Source organism: Micromonospora sp. WMMD1219 (assembly GCF_049315215.1).
Lineage (GTDB): Bacteria > Actinomycetota > Actinomycetes > Mycobacteriales > Micromonosporaceae > Micromonospora > Micromonospora tulbaghiae.
Genome location: NZ_CP186057.1, coordinates 6,283,162 through 6,300,853, shown reverse-complemented (window position 1 = coordinate 6,300,853; position 17,692 = coordinate 6,283,162). Strand labels below are relative to the sequence as shown.

The window sequence follows — 17,692 nt, the reverse complement described above, 5'->3', positions numbered from 1 at the left end:
TGACAGCAAGGCTAGACTATCGAATATCAAATGTCAGGAGGCTGTCGATGACGTCCCTCGTGGAGCACCCTCGCCGGCTGCGCGTCGTCGACCCGGTGACAGGTGAGCACCGCGCCGACTACGACCTCGCCGACGACGCCGCCGTACGCGCCGCGGTGGCGCGGGCCCGCGAGGCGGCCGGCTGGTGGGCCGCCCTGGACGCCCGGCAACGCCGCCGCCACCTGCTGGCGTACAAGGCGGCGGTCGCCGGCGGCATCGAGGAACTGGCCGGGATCGTCCGGAGCGAGACCGGCAAGAGTCTCGCCGGGGCGCAGCTCGAGGTGATGCTCGCCGTCGAGCACCTGGACTGGGCGGCCCGGCACGCCGCGCGGGTGCTCAGGCGGCGGTCGGTCTCCTCCGGCCTGCTCGCGTTCAACCAGGCCGCCTCCGTCGAGTACGTGCCGTACGGCGTGGTCGGCGTGATCGGCCCCTGGAACTACCCCGTCTACACCCCGATGGGCGCGGTGTCGCACGCGCTCGCGGCCGGCAACGCGGTGGTGTTCAAGCCCAGCGAGTTCACCCCCGGCGTCGGCGTGTGGCTGGCCGAGCGCTGGCACGAGCTGTTCCCCGACCACCCGGTCCTTCAGGTGGTGACCGGCGACGGCACGACCGGCGCCGCGCTGTGCCGCGCGTCGGCCGACAAGATCGCGTTCACCGGGTCGGCCGCGACCGGGCGCGCGGTCATGGCCGCCTGCGCCGAGAACCTGACGCCGGTGGTGATCGAGGGCGGCGGCAAGGACGCGCTGATCGTCACCGCCGACGCCGACCTGGACGCGGCCGCGCGGGCGGCGGTCTTCGGCGGCCTGGGCAACGCCGGGCAGACGTGTGCCGGCGTCGAGCGCGTCTACGTCGAACGGCCCGTCTACGAGCCGTTCCTGGCCACGCTCACCGAGCTGGCGCGGCAGGTCCGGCCGGGCGCCGAGCCGGACGCGCCGTACGGGCCGATGACCACGCCCACCCAGCCGGACGTCGTGCGGCGCCACGTCACCGACGCGCTCGACCGGGGCGCCCGGGCGGTGGTCGGTGGCGCGGATTCGGTGCGGCCCCCGTTCGTGGAGCCGGTCGTGCTGACCGACGTGCCCGAGGACAGCACCGCCGTCACCGAGGAGACGTTCGGCCCGGTGCTCGTGGTCAACCCGGTGGCCGACGCCGACGAGGCGGTGCGCCGGACGAACGCGACCAGCTACGGCCTCTCCGGTTCGGTCTTCACCCGCGACCGCCGCCGTGGCCTGGCGCTCGCCGGGCGGCTGCGGGCCGGCGCGGTGTCGGTCAACTCCGTGCTGGGGTACGCGGGCGTGCCGTCACTGCCCTTCGGCGGTGTGGGCGACTCGGGGTTCGGGCGGGTCCACGGCGCGGACGGCCTGCGCGAGTTCAGCCGGGCGCGATCGGTGACGTGGCAGCGGTTCCGGCCGCTGATCGAGGTGATGACGCTCCAGCCGTCCGCCTCCGCCATGAGGCGTTCGCTGGCGATGTTCGCGTGGCGTCATGGCCGCCGGTGACTCACTCGTTCCACACGCCCAGCCCGTCGAGGTGCTTGACCAGCCGTTCCGCGCCGTCGGTGAAGTGCCGGGCCATGACCGGCCGGACGGCCTCCGGGTCGCGGGCTTCGAGCGCGTCGAGCAGCGCCTCGTGATCGGCGATCATGCCCGCCCGCCACTCGGGGTCGGCGGCGTAGAACCGCGACGGCGTGTAGCGGGTCACGGTCCTCAGCAGCCAGGACAGCTTGCGCGCGTCGGCGAGCCGGTTGATCCGGCGGTGGAACTCGTATTCGAGCTGCTCCACGCGGCTGACCTGCCGGGCCTGGGCGGCGCGGCGCAGCCGCTCGTGCTGCTGCCGCAGGTCGTCGAGCTGGTCCGGGGTGATGCCGGTGGCGACCCGGGCGGCCAGCTCACCGGCGATGTGGCCCTGGAGGCTGAACACGTCGATGATGTCCTGCCGGGACAGCGGCGCCACCACGTGCCCGCGGCGCGGTTGGAGCTCGACCATGTCCTCCGCGCGCAGCATCAGCAGCGCCTCGCGTACCGGCGTGATGCTCAGTCCGGTCTCCTGGGCGACCTCCTCCAGCCGGATGCGTTCGCCGGGTCGCAGCTGGCCGGACATGATCCGGTCGCGCAGCAGGCTCGCCACGGTCTCGGAGAGCTGGGGCTGAGAGACGTTCTGGATCCTGCCGCGGTCCGTCACCAGTTGAGGGTATCAAATGTCAAATGTCACAACAGGAACGCCGGTCGGTGCCGGCTTGCGGGCCGCCACCAGCGGCGGCGTACGCACGATCTGGTTCGACCGGCCCGACCGGCGCAACGCGATGACGCTGGAGATGTTCCGCGACTACTACGCGGCCCTGGTGGCGGCGGACGCGGACCCGGAGGTACGGGCGGTCGTGGTGACCGGCGCCGGCGACTGGTTCTGTGCCGGCGCCGACCCGGAGGCGCTGGCCGCGCTGCTCGACGAGCGCAACCGTGACCTGCTCGCGGGCGAGTTCGGCTTCCCGCCGCACCTGCCGTTGACGCTCGGCACGCCGATCGTCGCCGCGATGAACGGCGGGGCGGCCGGCCTCGGTCTGGTCCACGCGCTCTACGCCGACGTGCGGTTCATGGCGGCGGAGGCGCGCCTGTCCACCACGTTCAGCCGGCTCGGCCTCGTCGCCGAGTACGGCAGCGCCTGGCTGCTGCCCCGGCTCGTGGGCGTCGGCGCCGCGCTGGACCTGCTGTTGTCCGGCCGCAAGGTCGACGCGGCGGAGGCGTTCCGGATCGGGCTTGTGCAACGCGTGCTCCCGCGCGACGAGGTGCTGGCCGAGGCGCAAGCGTATGCCGCGGCCCTGGCCGAACACTGCTCACCGGCCTCCATGGCGGTGATCCGGCGGCAGGTGTGGTCGGGTGCGGAGACCGGCGCCGCCGAGGCCGCCGCCGACGCGATCCGCCTCATGGTCGAGTCGCTGGCCGGCGCCGACTTCGGGGAGGCCCTGCTCGGCCGGGCCCAGGGGCGCGCACCCCGCTTCGCCCCACGGGCCGGCGCGTGAGCGGCCCGCTCGACGGCGTCCGGGTCGTGGAACTGGCCGGGATCGGCCCCGGCCCGTTCGCCGCCATGCTGCTCGCCGACCTCGGCGCCGACGTGGTCCGGGTCGACCGGCCGGAACCCGGCGCGTTCGCGGCCGGCGACCCCGGGCGGAACCTGCTCAACCGGGGCAAGCGTTCGATCGTGGTGGACCTGAAGCACCCCGACGGCGCCGAGGTGGTCCTCGCGCTGGCCGGGCGGGCCGCGATCCTGATCGAGGGCTGGCGTCCCGGCGTCGCCGAGCGTCTGGGCGTCGGACCGGAGGCCGCGCTGGCCCGCAACCCGTCGCTGGTCTACGGGCGGATGACCGGGTGGGGACAGGACGGGCCGCTGGCCCGCGCCGCCGGCCACGACATCGGCTACATCGCGGTGGCCGGGGCGCTGCACCCGATCGGCCGCGCCGGCGGGCCGCCGCAGATCCCGCTCAACCTGCTCGGCGACTTCGGCGGCGGCGCGCTCTACCTGGTCGTCGGCATCCTGGCGGCGCTGCACGTCGCCGGCGCCACCGGGCGAGGGCAGGTCGTCGACGCCGCCATCGTGGACGGCGCGGCCCACCTCACCACCCCGTTCGCCGGGCTGCTCGCCGAGGGCGCCTGGCGGCCCGAGCGGGGCCGCAACCTGCTCGACGGCGGCGCGCCGTTCTACGACGTGTACGCCACCGCCGACGGCGGGCACATGGCGGTCGGCGCGCTGGAGCCGCAGTTCTACGCCGAACTGCTGCGGCTGCTCGGGCTGGCCGACGCGGACCTGCCGGACCGGCACGACGTCACCGGATGGCCGGTGCTGCGCGCCCGCTTCGCCGAGGTGTTCGCCGGGCGTACCCGCGACGAGTGGACGGCCGTGTTCGACGGCACCGACGCCTGCGTCGCGCCGGTGCTGTCGCTGACCGAGGCACCGGCTCACCCGCACCTGGTAGCGCGCGGCACGTACGAGGAGCACTTCGGCGTCCGGCAGCCCGCCGTGGCGCCCCGCCTGTCCGGGACACCCGGCCGCGTCGGCGGCCCGCCGCCCGCGCCGGGCGCGGACACCGAGCCCGTCCTCACCGACTGGGGGCTGGACGAACACCTACCGCGGTGGCTGGACGGCGGCGCCGTCGGCCGGAAGCAGGGAGCAGCGCACTGATGCGTATCGGGACGACACTGGCGTACGCCGCCGATCCCCGCAGCGGCGCCGACGACGTGGCCGCCTGGGAACAGGACGGCTTGGACGTGGTCTGGGTGTCCGAGGCGTACGGCTTCGACGCGCCCACGGTCATGGGTTACCTCGCCGCCCGGACGAGCCGCGTCCACATCGGCTCCGCGATCCTGCCGATCTTCTCGCGTACCCCGGCCCTGCTGGCGCAGACCGCGGCGGGCCTGGACGCGATGTCCGGTGGCCGGGCCATCCTCGGGCTCGGCGCGTCCGGGCCGCAGGTGATCGAGGGATGGCACGGCGTCGCGTACGACCGGCCGCTGGCCCGCACCCGGGAGGTGATCGAGATCTGCCGGCGGGTGTGGCGTCGCGAGACGCTGACGAACGACGGCCTCTACCGGCTGCCGCTGCCGCCCGGCGAGGGCACCGGGCTGGGCAAGCCGCTGAAGATCCTCACCCACCCGGTCCGCGACCGCATCCCGATCCACGTGGCGAGCCTCGGCGACCGGAACGTCCGGATGACCGCGGAGATCGCCGACGGATGGCTGCCGTTCCTCTACGACCCGCGGCGCGCGGGCGACGTCTGGGGCGCCGCGCTGGCGGCCGGCCGGGCGAAGCGGTCCGCCGATCTGGGGCCGCTGGAGGTGGTGGCCGGCGGGCCGCTGGCCATCGGCCCGGACGTGACCGGGCTGCGCGACCTCGCCCGGCCGCTGATCGCCCTGTACGTGGGCGGAATGGGCGCCAAGGGCCGCAACTTCTACCACGACCTGCTGTGCCGCTACGGCTACGCCGCCGAGGCGGACCGCATCCAGGAGCTCTACCTGGACGGTCGCAAGGCCGAGGCCGCCGCCGCGGTGCCGGCGGAACTGCTGGAACGCACCAGCCTGATCGGGCCGGAGAGCTATGTGCGCGACCGGGTCCAGGAGTACCGCGACGCGGGCGTGACGATCCTGAACGTCGCGCCGCTGGGCGAGGACCCCCGGCGCCTCGTCGCCGCCGTCGCGGACATGGCCCGGTAGCGCGGGGGAGGGAGCCGACACATGGACCGCACCGTCTTCACCGCCGACCATCTCGCGTTCGCCGAACTGGTGCGCGCGTTCATCGAGAAGGAGATCACCCCGCACCACGAGCGCTGGGAGGCCGACGGCATCGTCGACCGCGGCGTGTGGCGGGCCGCGGGCGCCGCCGGCCTGCTCGGCTTCTTCGTCGACGAACGGTACGGCGGCGCCGGGGTGACCGACCGGCGCTTCCACGCCGTCCTGACCGAGGAACTGGCCCGGGCTGGTGCGAGCGGGCCGGCGTTCGGCCTGCACAACGACATCATCGGGCCGTACCTGACCGACCTGACCACCGAGGAACAGAAGCAGCGCTGGCTGCCGGGTTTCTGCTCCGGCGAGATCGTCACCGCCATCGCGATGTCCGAGCCGGGCGCCGGCAGCGACCTGGCGGGCATCACCACCACGGCGGTACGCGACGGCGACGACTGGGTTCTCAACGGGCAGAAGACGTTCATCAGCAACGGCATCCTGGCCGACCTGGTGATCGTGGTCGCCCGTACCGATCCCGGCGCCGGACGGCGGGGGATCAGCCTGCTCGTGGTCGAGCGCGGCATGCCCGGGTTCGAGCGCGGCCGCAACCTCGACAAGCTCGGCCAGAAGGCGCAGGACACCGCCGAGCTGTTCTTCGCCGACGTCCGGGTGCCGGCGGCCAACCTGCTCGGCGCCGAGGGCGAGGGCTTCGCCTACCTGATGCGCAACCTGCCGCTGGAGCGGCTGTCGATAGCCGTCGCGGCGCTCGCCGGCGCCGAGACGGTGTTCGCGCAGACGCTCGACTACTGCCGGCAGCGCCAGGCGTTCGGCCGTCCCATCGGCAGTTTCCAGCACAACCGGTTCGTGCTCGCCGAACTCGCCACCGAGCTGCGCCTGGGCCGGGTCTTCGTGGACCAGTGCCTGGTCGCGCCGGACCTCACCGCGGAGACGGCGGCGATGGCGAAGTGGTGGTGCACCGAGTTGCAGAAGCGCGTCGTGGACCGGTGCCTCCAGTTGCACGGCGGCTACGGCTACATGCGCGAGTACCCGGTGGCCCGCGCCTACCTGGACGCCCGCGTCCAGACCATCTACGGCGGCACCACCGAGATCATGAAGGAGGTGATCGGCCGGTCACTCGGCCTGTGAGCCGGGCTCCAGCATGGGTACGAGGAACCGCCGGGCCATCTCCCGCAGCGCGTCGGCGTCGTCGAGGTCGACGACGTGGCTCGGGGTGAGCAGGAAGGAGCAGGACAGGCGGGTCATCAGCTCGGCGGCCACCTCCACGTCCACTGTGGCGGCGATGGTGCCGGCGCGCTGCTCGCGGCGCAGCTGCCCGGCGACGAACCGCTGCACGGTCGCCAGCGTCCGCCCGCCGTCGCTGATCATCGAGGGGATGAGCACGTCCGGTTCGACGCTCATCAGCCCGCCGATCAGCGGGTTGCGGCGGATCGCGTCCAGCGCGCTGACGAAGCCCAGCACCACCCGGTCGCCGACTGTCTCCGCCTGCTGGATGTCGACCAGGAACCGGTCGAAGTAGCGCCGGAACTCGCGGCGGACCACCTGCTCGACCAGCCGGTCCTTGGTGGCGAACCGGCGGTACGCGGTGATCCGGGAGACGCCGGCCCGGCGGGCCACGTCCTCCATGGTGGAGCGGCGGATGCCCATCCGGCAGAACTGCTCGTAGGCGGCGTCGAGGATCCGGGTGGCCACCTCGTCGGTGTCGTCGGCACTGTGCAGCGCCTCGGTGAAGGCGCGTTCCAGCAGCGACTCCGGCGGGCCGGCCGGTTCGTCGTGACCGGCACCGGGGGAGGACGCCTGCGCCGGAGCGGTCCGGGCCATGGGTGCCCTCCCGGGAGAGACGGTGACGCGGTTGGCGCTTCACCGTACCAATCGCCGGGGCGTACCCCCGTGCGAGCGCGACCGCCGCGCCCTGCGGATGCGGGACGCGGCGGTCGCGTGGGTCGGGCCGTGTCCGGTCAGGAGCCGGCGCGCTTGGCCGTCGCCTTCAGGTAGTCCCGGTTGAGCCGGCCGATGGTGTTCAGCGGGATGCCCTTCGGGCAGGCCGCCGCGCACTCGCCGATGTTGGTGCAGCCGCCGAAGCCGGCCTCGTCGTGCGCGTCGACCATGCCGATCACCCGGGTGTAGCGCTCCGGCTGGCCCTGCGGCAGCAGCGAGAGCTGGGTGATCTTCGCGGCGGTGAACAGCATGCCGGAGCCGTTCGGGCAGGCCGCCACGCAGGCGCCGCAGCCGATGCAGGCCGCCGACTCGAACGCGGCGTCCGCGTCGGCCTTCGGCACCGGCACCGAGTGCGCCTCCGGGGCGCTGCCGGTCGGCGCGGTGACGTAGCCGCCGGCGGCGATGATCTGGTCGAAGGCGTTGCGGTTGACCACCAGGTCCTTGACGACCGGGAAGGCGCGGGCCCGCCAGGGCTCGATGTCGATCGTGTCGCCGTCGGAGAACTGCCGCATGTGCAGCTGGCAGGCGGTGGTGCCGCGCTGCGGGCCGTGCGCCTCACCGTTGATCATGAGGCTGCACATGCCGCAGATGCCCTCGCGGCAGTCGTGGTCGAACGCGACCGGCTCCTCGCCGTCGAGGATCAGCCGCTCGTTGAGCACGTCGAGCATCTCCAGGAAGGACATGTCCGGGGACACGTCCTGCACCGGGTAGGTCACCATCCGACCCTTGTCCTCGGGGCCGTGCTGGCGCCAGATGCGCAGGGTCAGGTTCACTTGTAGCTCCGCTGCGTGGGGTGGACGTATTCGAAGGTCAGGTCTTCCTTGTGCAGCACGGGCTCACCGGTTCCGGTGTATTCCCAGGCCGCCACGTAGGCGAACCGGTCGTCGTCGCGCTGCGCCTCGCCGTCGGGCGTCTGGTGCTCGGCCCGGAAGTGGCCGCCGCAGGACTCCTCGCGGTGCAGGGCGTCGATGCACATCAGCTCGGCCAGCTCGAAGAAGTCGGCCACCCGGCCGGCCTTCTCCAGCGACTGGTTGAGCCCCTCGCCGTCGCCCGGGACGCGCACCCGCTGCCAGAACTGCTCGCGCAGCGCGCGGATCTCGTCGATCGCCTTGCGCAGCCCGGCCTCGGAGCGCTCCATGCCGCAGTGCTCCCACATGATCTGGCCCAGCTCGCGATGGAACGAGTCCACGGTGCGGTCGCCGTTGATCGCCAGCAGCCGCTTGATCCGGTCCTCGACCTCGGTACGCGCCGCGACCGCATCGGGGTGGCTGGCGTCGACCTTGTCCAGCGGGCCGGAGGAGGCCAGGTAGTTGGCGAGCGTGTTCGGCAGCACGAAGTAGCCGTCGGCCAGGCCCTGCATCAGCGCCGAGGCGCCGAGCCGGTTCGCGCCGTGGTCGGAGAAGTTGGCCTCACCGATCACGAACAGGCCGGGGATGCTCGACTGGAGGTCGTAGTCGACCCAGAGGCCGCCCATCGTGTAGTGCACGGCGGGGTAGATCCGCATCGGCACCTCGTACGGGTCCTCGCCGGTGATCCGCTCGTACATCTCGAACAGGTTGCCGTACTTGGCCTCGATGGCCTTGCGGCCGAGCCGGTTGATCGCGTCGGCGAAGTCCAGGTAGACGCCGAGGCCGGTCGGGCCGACGCCGCGTCCGGAGTCGCACACGTTCTTCGCGGCGCGGGAGGCGATGTCGCGGGGGACCAGGTTGCCGAAGGACGGGTAGATCCGCTCCAGGTAGTAGTCCCGCTCGTCCTCGGGGATCTCCCGCGGGCTGCGCTGGTCGCCCTTGGCCTTGGGCACCCACACCCGGCCGTCGTTGCGCAGCGACTCGCTCATCAGGGTCAGCTTCGACTGGTGGTCGCCGGAGACCGGGATGCAGGTCGGGTGGATCTGCGTGTAGCAGGGGTTGGCGAAGTACGCGCCCTTGCGGTGCGCCCGCCAGGAGGCGGTGACGTTGCAGCCCTTGGCGTTCGTGGAGAGGTAGAAGACGTTGCCGTAGCCGCCGGAGGCGAGCACGACCGCGTCGGCCATCTCGGTGCTGATCTCGCCGGTGACCATGTCACGGACCACGATGCCGCGCGCCCGGCCGTCGACGAGGACCAGTTCGAGCATCTCGTGGCGGGCGTTCATCTCCACGTTGCCCAGGCCGATCTGCCGCTCCAGGGCCTGGTACGCGCCGAGCAGCAGCTGCTGGCCCGTCTGGCCCCGGGCGTAGAAGGTGCGCTGCACCTGGGCGCCGCCGAAGGAACGGGTGTCCAGCAGGCCGCCGTACTCGCGGGCGAACGGCACGCCCTGGGCCACACACTGGTCGATGATGTTGACGGACACCTCGGCCAGCCGGTGCACGTTCGACTCGCGGGAGCGGAAGTCGCCGCCCTTGACCGTGTCGTAGAACAGGCGGTGCACGGAGTCGCCGTCGTTGCGGTAGTTCTTGGCGGCGTTGATGCCACCCTGCGCGGCGATCGAGTGGGCCCGGCGCGGGCTGTCCTGGTAGCAGTAGGACTTCACCCGGTAGCCCTGCTCGGCCAGCGTGGCGGCGGCGGAGCCGCCGGCCAGGCCGGTGCCGACCACGATCACCGTCATCTTCCGGCGGTTGGCCGGGTTGACCAGCTTCATCTCGAAGCGGTGGCGCTCCCACCGCGTCTCGATCGGGCCGTCCGGGGCCCGGGTGTCGGCGATCGGGTCGCCCTCGGTGTAGAGATCCATGTCAGGCCACCAATCCGGTGATCACGGCGAACGGGACCAGCAGGTAGCCGCCGACGAGCGCGACGGCGAAGACGAGTGCGGCGATCCGGGCCCGGCGCTCGCCCTTGGGCGTCTGCTGGCCGAGGCTGCGGAACGCGCTGAAGGCGCCGTGGCGCAGGTGGAAGCCGAGGGTCACCAGCGCGAGGGTGTAGAAGAGCGTGACGTACCAGCGCTCCGGCGCGAAGTCCGCGACGACGTTGCCGTACGGGTTCGACGGGTCGCCCTGCGGGTTCAGGTGACCCGTGGTCAGGTCCAGGATGTGGTAGATCACGAAGAGCAGGATGATCACACCACCCCAGCGCATCGTGCGGGCCGCGTAGTTCACGTGGATCTTGCGGCGGTGCGCGTACTTCACCGGCCGGGCGGCCCGGGACCGCATCGCGAGCATGGTGGCCGCGCCGATGTGCCCCAGGACGGCCAGGGTGAGCACCGTGCGCTGGATCCACAGGAACCACGTCGTCGGCAGCAGCGGCGTGCCGATGTCGCGCAGCCAGTGCGCGTAGTGGTCGAACGAGGTCTCGCCCGTGAAGATCTTCAGGTTCCCGAGCATGTGCAGGATCAGGAACAGCACAAGGATGATGCCCGTCACCGCCATGACGGCCTTGAGGCCGACGTTCGAGCGGATGGGCGACCGAGTTTTCGTGATTACCACGCGGTCGACGCTAGGAGCACTTCGATCAGGCGTCCAATGCATCGAAATCGCAGTGTTGATAGCCGTAAGCTATGTAGATGCAGCTCCATCAGCTTCGGTACTTCGTAGCGGTCGCCGAAGTACGACATTTCACCCAGGCAGCCGATCTTGTCGGCATAACCCAGCCCTCGTTGAGTAAGCAAATTCACGCCCTGGAGACCGACCTGGGGGCCCCGCTGTTCGAGCGGGTAAGGGGCAACATCACACTCACCGCGGCCGGCGAGGTGCTGCTGCCGCTGGCCAAGCGGATCCTCGCCGACGTGGAGACCGCCACCCGCGAGGTGCAGGAGCTGGTGGGGCTGCGCCGCGGCCGGGTCCGGCTCGGCGCCACGCCCAGCCTGGCCACCTCGCTCGCCCCGCCGGTGCTGCGCCGGTTCCGCGACGCGCACCCCACTGTCGACCTGCGCGTGGAGGAGGGCGGCTCGCAGGATCTCGTCCGGGACCTGCTCCGCGGCGACCTGGACCTCGCCCTGATCATCATGCCGTCGGCCGGCACCGACCCGGGGCTGCGCGCCGACCCGATCCTGCGCGAGAGCCTGGTGGTCGCCTCGGTCGACCCGCTGCCCGGCGCCTCGGCCACCGGGGAACTGCGCATCACCGACCTGCGCGACCAGCCGCTCGTCATGTTCCGCGAGGGCTACGACCTGCGCGACGCCACGCTCCAGGCGTGCCGGGCAGCAGGGTTCGAGCCGACTCTGTCGGTCGACGGTGGGGAGATGGACGCGGTGCTCAGCTTCGTCGAGGCCGGGCTCGGCGTCGCGCTGGTGCCGGGCATCGTGGTGGCCCGCCGCCCCGGCATCCGGGTCACCCGGCTCGTGCCGCCCGGCGTCCGCCGGACCATCGCGGTGGCCCGCCGCCGCGACGTGGTGCCCACCCACGCCGGGCGCGAGCTGCGCCGCATCCTCCTGGAGTACGTCCACGACGCCACCGCCACCGCCGCCCTCCCCCCAGGCGTGGAGCCGTTATAGCCCCGCCCCGCCGCCCCGCCGCCCCGCCGCCCCGCCTCCCCGTTGATCTTGCACTTTCGGCCCCGGCGAAAGGGGCGAATGCCCCTGCCCGGGGGCGCCAAGTGCAAGATCGGCGCGCAGGGGTCAGCGGCCCTCGGCGTCGTCCATGGCTCGGTAGATGCGCTGCTCCGACACCGGGTAGGGGGTTCCCAGGGCCTGGGCGAAGACGTTCACCCGCAGCTCCTCGATCATCCAGCGGATCTGGCGCGCCGCCGGGGTCGCGCGCCTCGGCGGGGGCAGCGCGGCCAGCATGTCCTGGTACTCCTTCTGCACCGCGGCGACCCGGTCCTGCTGAGACTTGTCCCGCTGCGGGTTGCCCGGCAGCCGGTCCAGCCGCCGCTCGATCGCGGTCAGGTAGCGCAGCACGTCGGGCAGCCGCGCGTACCCCGTCTCGGTGACGAAACCCTTGTGCACCAGGCCGGTGAGCTGGTTGCGGATGTCGGCCAGCGCGGCCACCACGGCGAGGTTCCGGGTGGCGCCGAGCCGCTGCTCCACCGCGTACGCGGAAGCGAGCACCCGACGCACCCGCTCCATCACCTCGACGACCGTGTCCACCAGGTCGGCGCGCACCTTGTCGCGCAGCGCGGCGAAGCCCTCCGCGTCCCAGGCCGGGCCGCCCGCGTCGCCGATCAGCTTGTCGATCGCCGCCCCGGCCGCGTCCTCGATCAGCTCCGGCACGCTGCCGTGCGGGTTGCGCGACAGCGCCAGTTTCGCCTCGTTGCTCAGCCGCCCCTGGAGGAACTTCGCCGGTGACGGCGTCGTCAGCCGCAGCAGCCGCCGGGTGCCCGCCCAGTGCGCGGCCTCCTGCTCGGCGGCGGAGTCGAACACCTTCACCCCGACCGTCGCGCCCTCGTCCACCAGCGCCGGGTACGCGGTCACCGCGAAGCCGGCGCGTACCTGCTCGATGGTGCGCGGCAGGGTGCCGATCGACCACTCGGTCAGCCCGGTACGGGCCACGTCCGGCGCGGCGGCGGCCACGACCTGGCGTACCTCCTGGCGCAGCTCGCGTTGCAGCGCGGGCAGGTCCTTGCCCTCGGCGACCGGCTTGTCGTCGTCGCCGAGCACCCGGAACGTGACCCGCAGGTGCGGCGGCAGCCGGCTCAGGTCCCACGCGTCCGCCGGTACGGTCACGCCGGTCATCCGCCGCAACTGCCGGGTCAGCGCGGCGAGCAGCGGCTCCTCGCCCGGGGTGATCGCGGCGAGCGCGGCGCGGGCGTAGTCGGGCACCGGCACGAAGTTGCGCCGTACCGGCTTGGGCAGTGACCGGATCAGCGCGATCACCAGTTCCTCGCGCAGCCCCGGCACCTGCCAGTCGAAGCTCTCCGCCGGCACCTGGTTGAGCAGCGGCAGCGGGATGTCCACAGTCACGCCGTCGGTGGGCGCGGTCGGGTCGAACGTGTACGTCAGCGGCAGCGTCACGCCGTCGGCCCGCCACTCGTCCGGGTAGTCCTCCTCGTCCACCCCGCCGCGGCCGTCGTTGACGAGCAGTTCGCGGGTGAACGTGAGCAGGTCCGGCTGCTCCCGGCGGGTCCTCTTCCACCACGAGTCGAAGTGCCGGCCGGAGACCACGTCGGCGGGGATCCGCTGGTCGTAGAAGGCGAAGATGGTCTCGTCGTCGACCAGGATGTCGCGGCGCCGGGCCCGGTTCTCCAGCTCCTCGATCTCGGTCAGCAGCTTCTGGTTGTCCCGCCAGAACTGGTGGTGGGTCTGCCAGTCGCCCTCCACCAGGGCGTGCCGGATGAACAGCTCCCGGCTCAGACCTGCGTCGATCCGCCCGAAGTTCACCTTCCGCGAGGTGACCAGCGGGATGCCGTACAGCGTGACCTTCTCGTAGGCCATCACCGCGGCCTGCTTCTTCTCCCAGTGCGGCTCGCTGTAGCTGCGCTTGACCAGGTGCTGGGCCAGCGGCTCGACCCACTCCGGTTCGACCCGCCCGGCCACCCGGCCCCACAGCCGGGACGTCTCCACCAGCTCGGCGGCCATCACCCAGCGCGGCGGCTTCTTGAACAACGCCGACCCGGGGAAGATGCCGAACTTCGCGCCCCGCGCGCCGAGGTATTCGTGCTTCTGCGCGTCCTTGAGGCCGAGGTGCGACAGCAGGCCGGGCAGCAGCGACTGGTGCACCTTCGGGGTGTCGATCTCCTCCGGCAGGTCGGCGCCGGCGCCCCGCCGGCCCTCACCCTTGTCGGAGGTACGCAAGACCTGGCGCAACTGGCTGACGATGTCCTGCCACTCGCGTACCCGGAGGTAGTTGAGGTATTCGGCCTTGCACATGCGGCGGAACGCGCTGGACGACAGTTCCCGCTGTTTCTCCCGCAGGTAGCGCCACAGGTTCAGGTACGCGACGAAGTCCGACTCCTTGTCGGCGAACCGGGCGTGTGCCTGGTCGGCCTGGGCCTGCTTGTCGGCCGGGCGTTCGCGCGGATCCTGGATGGACAGCGCGGCGGCGATCACCACCACCTCGGTGGCGCAGCCGTTGCGCTCGCCTTCGAGGACCATCCGGGCCAGCCGGGGGTCGACCGGGAGCTGGGCCAGCCGCCGTCCCAGGGCGGTCAGCCGCTTCGCCGGGTCGGTCTCGGCCGGGTCGAGCGCGCCTAGCTCGTGCAGCAGGTTGACGCCGTCGGCGACGTTGCGCCGGTCCGGTGGGTCGATGAACGGGAACGCCGCGACGTCGCCGAGCCCGATCGACGTCATCTGGAGAATGACCGAGGCCAGGTTGGTCCGCAGGATCTCCGGGTCGGTGAACTCGGGGCGGGAGATGAAGTCCTGCTCGTCGTAGAGGCGGATGCAGATGCCGTCCGAGGTGCGCCCGCAGCGGCCCTTGCGCTGGTTGGCGCTGGCCTGCGAGACCGGCTCGATCGGCAGCCGCTGCACCTTGAGCCGGCTGGAGTAGCGGGAGATCCGGGCGGTGCCCGGGTCCACCACGTACTTGATGCCGGGCACAGTCAGCGAGGTCTCCGCGACGTTCGTGGCCAGCACCACCCGGCGGTTGCTGTGCGCGGCGAAGACCCGGTGCTGCTCGGCGGTGGAGAGCCGGGCGTACAGCGGCAGGATCTCGGTGCCGAGCAGGGCGCGCTTCTTCTGGACCAGCTTGCCCAGCGCGTCGGCGGTGTCGCGGATCTCCCGCTCGCCGCTGAGGAACACCAGGATGTCACCCGGCCCCTCGGCGGCCAGCTCCTCGACCGCGTCGCCGATCGCCTGGATCTGGTCCCGGACGTTCTCCTCGTCGGCCTCGTCCTCCTCCTCGGCCTCGGTGACCTCGACCAGCGGCCGGTAGCGGACCTCCACCGGGTACGTGCGCCCGGACACCTCGACCACTGGCGCCGGGTTGCCGTCGGCGTCGGCGAAGTGCTTCGCGAACCGGTCGGTTTCGATGGTCGCCGACGTGATGACCACCTTGAGGTCGGGCCGGCGGGGCAGGAGCTGCTTCAGGTACCCGAGGATGAAGTCGATGTTGAGGCTGCGCTCGTGCGCCTCGTCGATGATCAGCGTGTCGTACTGCCGCAGCATCCGGTCGGTCTGCAACTCGGCCAGCAGAATGCCGTCGGTCATCAGCTTGACCAGGCTGTTGTCGCCCACCTGGTCGGTGAAGCGCACCTTGTAGCCGACCACGTCGCCCAGCTCGGTGCCGAGTTCGTCGGCGATCCGGTCGGCGACCGTGCGGGCCGCCAGCCGGCGGGGCTGGGTGTGCCCGATCAGGCCGGTGATGCCGCGCCCCAGCTCCAGGCAGATCTTGGGGAGCTGGGTGGTCTTCCCGGAGCCGGTCTCGCCGGCCACGATCACCACCTGGTGGTCGCGGATCGCGGCGGCGATGTCGTCCTTGCGCTCGCTGACCGGCAACTGCGGCGGATAGGTGATCGCCGGCACTGCTGCGCGGCGCGACGCCAGCCGCGCCTCGGCCCGGGCGACCTCGGCCCCGATCTCGGCCAGCGCCACCTCCCGCCGCTGCGGGTCGCGCAGCTTGCGCACGCCGTCGAGCCGCCGCTGGAGCCGCCGCTGGTCGCGGAACATCAGGGGGGCGAGGCGGCGGTGCAGGTCGCGGGCGGTCTCAGGGGCGGCGGGTACGGCTGGATTCTGCATGTCGTCGCCAAGGATAGGCAGCCGCGCGGCGGACCGCCCCCGGGTTACCGGGCGCCGGGCGTGCCCTCCCTGGCCGGGCCGTCCGCGCCGGATAAAGTTGCCGCCGACGAGGCCGACGGACGAGGCCGACGAGGGGCGGGGATGATCATGCGGGACACCGACCGGGCGCTCGTGCAGGCCGCCACCGCCGTGGCGAAGCTGCGCTGCCGCAGCGACAACCACACCGTCGCCGCCGCCGTACGCAGCACCGACGGGCGGGTGTTCAGCGGGGTGAACGTCTACCACTTCACCGGCGGCCCGTGCGCCGAGGTGGTGGCTCTCGGGGCCGCCGCGACCCAGGGCGCCGGTGAACTGGAGGCCATCGTCGCGGTGGGGGACCGGGGCCGGGGCGTCCTGCCCCCGTGCGGGCGCTGCCGCCAGGTGCTGCTCGACTACTTCCCGTCGATCAAGGTGATCGTCGGCCCGCCCGACGGGCTGCGCGCGATCCCGATCGCCGACCTGCTGCCCGAGACGTACGTCTGGTCCGACCAGCAGGTCGAGGTGCCGGTGGCCGCCCGAGCCGGGGTGTGGCCGACGCCGGTGGTGCCGGGCAGCCGGCAGGCGCCGGAGGACTGAGCCGCCTCAGTCGCCTGCCGCCGCCTCCAGCATCGAGCGGGGGACCGGCACCTGCTCGAAGCGGACCTGGCCCTCCGGCACCATCCAGCTGCTGACCTGCGCGACCAGCCGGCCCGCGCGGACCGCCGGGTCGTTCGCGTACAGCTCACGGGCCATCTGCGGGTCCACCGACAGCACCACGAAACCGCGGACACGCCCGTCGTCGCCGTCCAGGAACGGCCCGGCCGCGAGCACGGCGCCCTGCTCCACCAGCCCGGCCTGGTGCGCCAGGTGGGCGTCCTGGATCCGGTCGAGGGCGTCCTGCGGCAGGTCCGGCGCGTCGTCCGGGCGGACCAGGAGCACCACCGTGTGCCTGTCGAATCGCATGTCCTCAGGCTAGGGGCTGCCGGGCGTGCAGTGCCCGGATCGACCAGTCCAGCACCGGGGCCAGGCTCTCGGGCGGTGGCCAGCCGTTGACCACGGAGAGCAGTTCCAGGTACCGCTCCCGGCGAGGGTCGCGCGCGGTCCGCAACCGGTCCAGCATCCGCCGGCGCAGGCCGGCGTCGTCCGGCCGGCCACAGAGCCGTGCGTACCGGTCCGCTGCCCGGGCCAGGACGGCGTCGGCCCCGGGCGAGGCCGGCTCGACACCGGCGGCCAGCGCCGGGGTCACCTCCTCCCGGACCACGGCGACCACGTCCCGGCGTACGCCCTCGGCGCCGGCCCGGTCCGCCTCGTGCTGCTCGGCCAGCCGGCGCAGCCCGGCCCGGAACTCCGGATCCTGAGCCAGCTCGGCCAGCTCCACCCACGCCTCGACCTGGGCGTCGTCCGGATCGTCCGGCAGTTCGGGTGTGAGCGACCGGCGGATGCCCGCGAACCCCGGATCGGTCAGGCCGCCGAACGCCGCGTCGAGGAACTCGTCGACCAGTCGCCGTCGTTCCCGCGCGGCCAGGCCGGCCAGCCGGTGCAGCAGGTCGGCCTCGGACGGGCCGGCCCCGCGCCGGGCGATCACCGTGAGCACCGCGCGGCGCGACCGCAGCAGCCGGATCTGCGCGGTCAGCGCGTCCGCGTGCGCCGAGGCGACCTCGGCCAGGGTGACCTCCCGGGTCACCACCCGGCGCACTGTGGGCAGGTCCACGCCCAGCTCGCGCAACGTCCGTACCAGGTCGAGCCGGGCCACCGCGGCCGCGTCGTAGCGGCGGTGGCCGGCCGGTCCCCGGTCGGTGGGCGGCACGATGCCGCGGTCGGACCAGAACCGGATGGTCTTCACCGGCAGCCCGGTCCGCCGGGCCAGGTCACCGATCGAGTAGCGCTCCGCACCGTCCATGTGCCCACCATCGCGCCTCCCCCCGGTGGAGGCGCAACCCCATCG

At 72.7% G+C, this 17,692-nt stretch carries 15 protein-coding genes; 7 read left to right on the top strand and 8 right to left on the bottom strand.

Annotation, left to right across the window (positions count from 1 at the left end; all coding sequences use genetic code 11):
* Positions 1-47: 47 nt before the first annotated feature.
* Complete coding sequence (locus tag ACN27C_RS29455; RefSeq protein ID WP_422749469.1) at positions 48-1,538, top strand: aldehyde dehydrogenase family protein; 1,491 nt, start codon at positions 48-50, stop codon at positions 1,536-1,538.
* A 1-nt stretch (position 1,539) separates the two neighbouring features.
* On the opposite strand, the gene ACN27C_RS29450 is transcribed toward ACN27C_RS29455, so the two are convergent.
* Entirely contained in the window at positions 1,540-2,220 is a 681-nt protein-coding gene (locus ACN27C_RS29450; protein WP_120573862.1) for a GntR family transcriptional regulator, read from the bottom strand.
* Between the two features lie 55 nt (positions 2,221-2,275).
* Between ACN27C_RS29450 and ACN27C_RS29445 the strand changes: the two genes are divergently transcribed.
* The 4 genes from ACN27C_RS29445 to ACN27C_RS29430 are packed head-to-tail and all read left to right on the top strand — an operon-like array spanning position 2,276 to position 6,395.
* Positions 2,276-3,055 (top strand): enoyl-CoA hydratase-related protein, encoded by a 780-nt coding sequence (locus ACN27C_RS29445; RefSeq protein ID WP_350815198.1) that lies wholly within the window; start codon positions 2,276-2,278, stop codon positions 3,053-3,055.
* Complete coding sequence (locus tag ACN27C_RS29440; RefSeq protein WP_422749466.1) at positions 3,052-4,212, top strand: CaiB/BaiF CoA transferase family protein; 1,161 nt, start codon at positions 3,052-3,054, stop codon at positions 4,210-4,212. Before ACN27C_RS29445 ends, ACN27C_RS29440 begins: the two co-directional genes overlap by 4 nt.
* Positions 4,212-5,240 carry an LLM class F420-dependent oxidoreductase gene (locus ACN27C_RS29435; RefSeq protein ID WP_358172960.1) on the top strand — a complete coding sequence of 343 codons (1,029 nt, stop codon included), beginning with the start codon at positions 4,212-4,214 and terminating at the stop codon, positions 5,238-5,240. Before ACN27C_RS29440 ends, ACN27C_RS29435 begins: the two co-directional genes overlap by 1 nt.
* Before the next feature lie 21 nt (positions 5,241-5,261).
* Positions 5,262-6,395, top strand: a complete 1,134-nt coding sequence (locus tag ACN27C_RS29430; RefSeq protein ID WP_422749464.1) for an acyl-CoA dehydrogenase family protein — start codon at positions 5,262-5,264, stop codon at positions 6,393-6,395.
* On the opposite strand, the gene ACN27C_RS29425 is transcribed toward ACN27C_RS29430, so the two are convergent.
* The 4 genes from ACN27C_RS29425 to ACN27C_RS29410 form a co-directional block, all read right to left on the bottom strand.
* On the bottom strand, positions 6,381-7,088 hold the full coding sequence (locus ACN27C_RS29425) for a TetR/AcrR family transcriptional regulator (protein ID WP_120570663.1): 708 nt from the start codon (positions 7,086-7,088) through the stop codon (positions 6,381-6,383). The genes ACN27C_RS29430 and ACN27C_RS29425 overlap by 15 nt on opposite strands.
* Before the next feature lie 137 nt (positions 7,089-7,225).
* The gene (locus ACN27C_RS29420) at positions 7,226-7,978 is read right to left on the bottom strand and encodes a succinate dehydrogenase/fumarate reductase iron-sulfur subunit (RefSeq protein WP_030499798.1); all 753 of its coding nucleotides are present in this window, start codon (positions 7,976-7,978) and stop codon (positions 7,226-7,228) included.
* Complete coding sequence (locus ACN27C_RS29415) at positions 7,975-9,912, bottom strand: fumarate reductase/succinate dehydrogenase flavoprotein subunit (RefSeq protein ID WP_120570662.1); 1,938 nt, start codon at positions 9,910-9,912, stop codon at positions 7,975-7,977. The genes ACN27C_RS29420 and ACN27C_RS29415 overlap by 4 nt, the downstream gene beginning before the upstream one ends.
* Before the next feature lies 1 nt (position 9,913).
* Positions 9,914-10,645: a succinate dehydrogenase cytochrome b subunit gene (locus ACN27C_RS29410; protein WP_199733105.1), complete on the bottom strand. Its 732-nt coding sequence runs from the start codon at positions 10,643-10,645 to the stop codon at positions 9,914-9,916.
* Positions 10,646-10,680: 35 nt separating this feature from the next.
* Here ACN27C_RS29410 and ACN27C_RS29405 point away from each other — a divergent pair, with 35 nt between their 5' ends.
* Positions 10,681-11,610, top strand: a complete 930-nt coding sequence (locus ACN27C_RS29405; RefSeq protein ID WP_120570661.1) for a LysR family transcriptional regulator — start codon at positions 10,681-10,683, stop codon at positions 11,608-11,610.
* A 123-nt stretch (positions 11,611-11,733) separates the two neighbouring features.
* Here ACN27C_RS29405 and hrpA read toward each other — a convergent pair whose 3' ends face one another.
* Positions 11,734-15,729, bottom strand: coding sequence for an ATP-dependent RNA helicase HrpA (gene hrpA / locus ACN27C_RS29400; RefSeq protein WP_422749461.1), 3,996 nt, complete (start codon positions 15,727-15,729; stop codon positions 11,734-11,736).
* Between the two features lie 147 nt (positions 15,730-15,876).
* Between hrpA and ACN27C_RS29395 the strand changes: the two genes are divergently transcribed.
* The gene (locus tag ACN27C_RS29395; RefSeq protein ID WP_258544964.1) at positions 15,877-16,344 is read left to right on the top strand and encodes a cytidine deaminase family protein; all 468 of its coding nucleotides are present in this window, start codon (positions 15,877-15,879) and stop codon (positions 16,342-16,344) included.
* Positions 16,345-16,350: 6 nt separating this feature from the next.
* On the opposite strand, the gene ACN27C_RS29390 is transcribed toward ACN27C_RS29395, so the two are convergent.
* Both ACN27C_RS29390 and ACN27C_RS29385 read right to left on the bottom strand, forming a co-directional pair.
* Positions 16,351-16,710 (bottom strand): YciI family protein, encoded by a 360-nt coding sequence (locus ACN27C_RS29390; RefSeq protein WP_013285335.1) that lies wholly within the window; start codon positions 16,708-16,710, stop codon positions 16,351-16,353.
* A gap of 4 nt (positions 16,711-16,714) precedes the next feature.
* Positions 16,715-17,647 (bottom strand): MerR family transcriptional regulator, encoded by a 933-nt coding sequence (locus tag ACN27C_RS29385; protein WP_357828056.1) that lies wholly within the window; start codon positions 17,645-17,647, stop codon positions 16,715-16,717.
* Between the last annotated feature and the right edge of the window lie 45 nt (positions 17,648-17,692).

What these genes read in the sequence shown, in the direction of transcription:
- ACN27C_RS29455 (WP_422749469.1), top strand. Translation starts at nt 48, where the DNA reads ATGACGTCCCTCGTGGAGCACCCTCGCCGGCTGCGCGTCGTCGACCCG.
- ACN27C_RS29435 (WP_358172960.1), top strand. Translation starts at nt 4,212, where the DNA reads ATGCGTATCGGGACGACACTGGCGTACGCCGCCGATCCCCGCAGCGGC.
- ACN27C_RS29430 (WP_422749464.1), top strand. Translation starts at nt 5,262, where the DNA reads ATGGACCGCACCGTCTTCACCGCCGACCATCTCGCGTTCGCCGAACTG.
- ACN27C_RS29395 (WP_258544964.1), top strand. Translation starts at nt 15,877, where the DNA reads ATGCGGGACACCGACCGGGCGCTCGTGCAGGCCGCCACCGCCGTGGCG.
- ACN27C_RS29405 (WP_120570661.1), top strand. Translation starts at nt 10,681, where the DNA reads ATGCAGCTCCATCAGCTTCGGTACTTCGTAGCGGTCGCCGAAGTACGA.
- ACN27C_RS29385 (WP_357828056.1), bottom strand. Translation starts at nt 17,647, where the DNA reads ATGGACGGTGCGGAGCGCTACTCGATCGGTGACCTGGCCCGGCGGACC.
- ACN27C_RS29390 (WP_013285335.1), bottom strand. Translation starts at nt 16,710, where the DNA reads ATGCGATTCGACAGGCACACGGTGGTGCTCCTGGTCCGCCCGGACGAC.
- hrpA (WP_422749461.1), bottom strand. Translation starts at nt 15,729, where the DNA reads ATGCAGAATCCAGCCGTACCCGCCGCCCCTGAGACCGCCCGCGACCTG.
- ACN27C_RS29415 (WP_120570662.1), bottom strand. Translation starts at nt 9,912, where the DNA reads ATGGATCTCTACACCGAGGGCGACCCGATCGCCGACACCCGGGCCCCG.
- ACN27C_RS29410 (WP_199733105.1), bottom strand. Translation starts at nt 10,645, where the DNA reads ATGCATTGGACGCCTGATCGAAGTGCTCCTAGCGTCGACCGCGTGGTA.
- ACN27C_RS29425 (WP_120570663.1), bottom strand. Translation starts at nt 7,088, where the DNA reads ATGGCCCGGACCGCTCCGGCGCAGGCGTCCTCCCCCGGTGCCGGTCAC.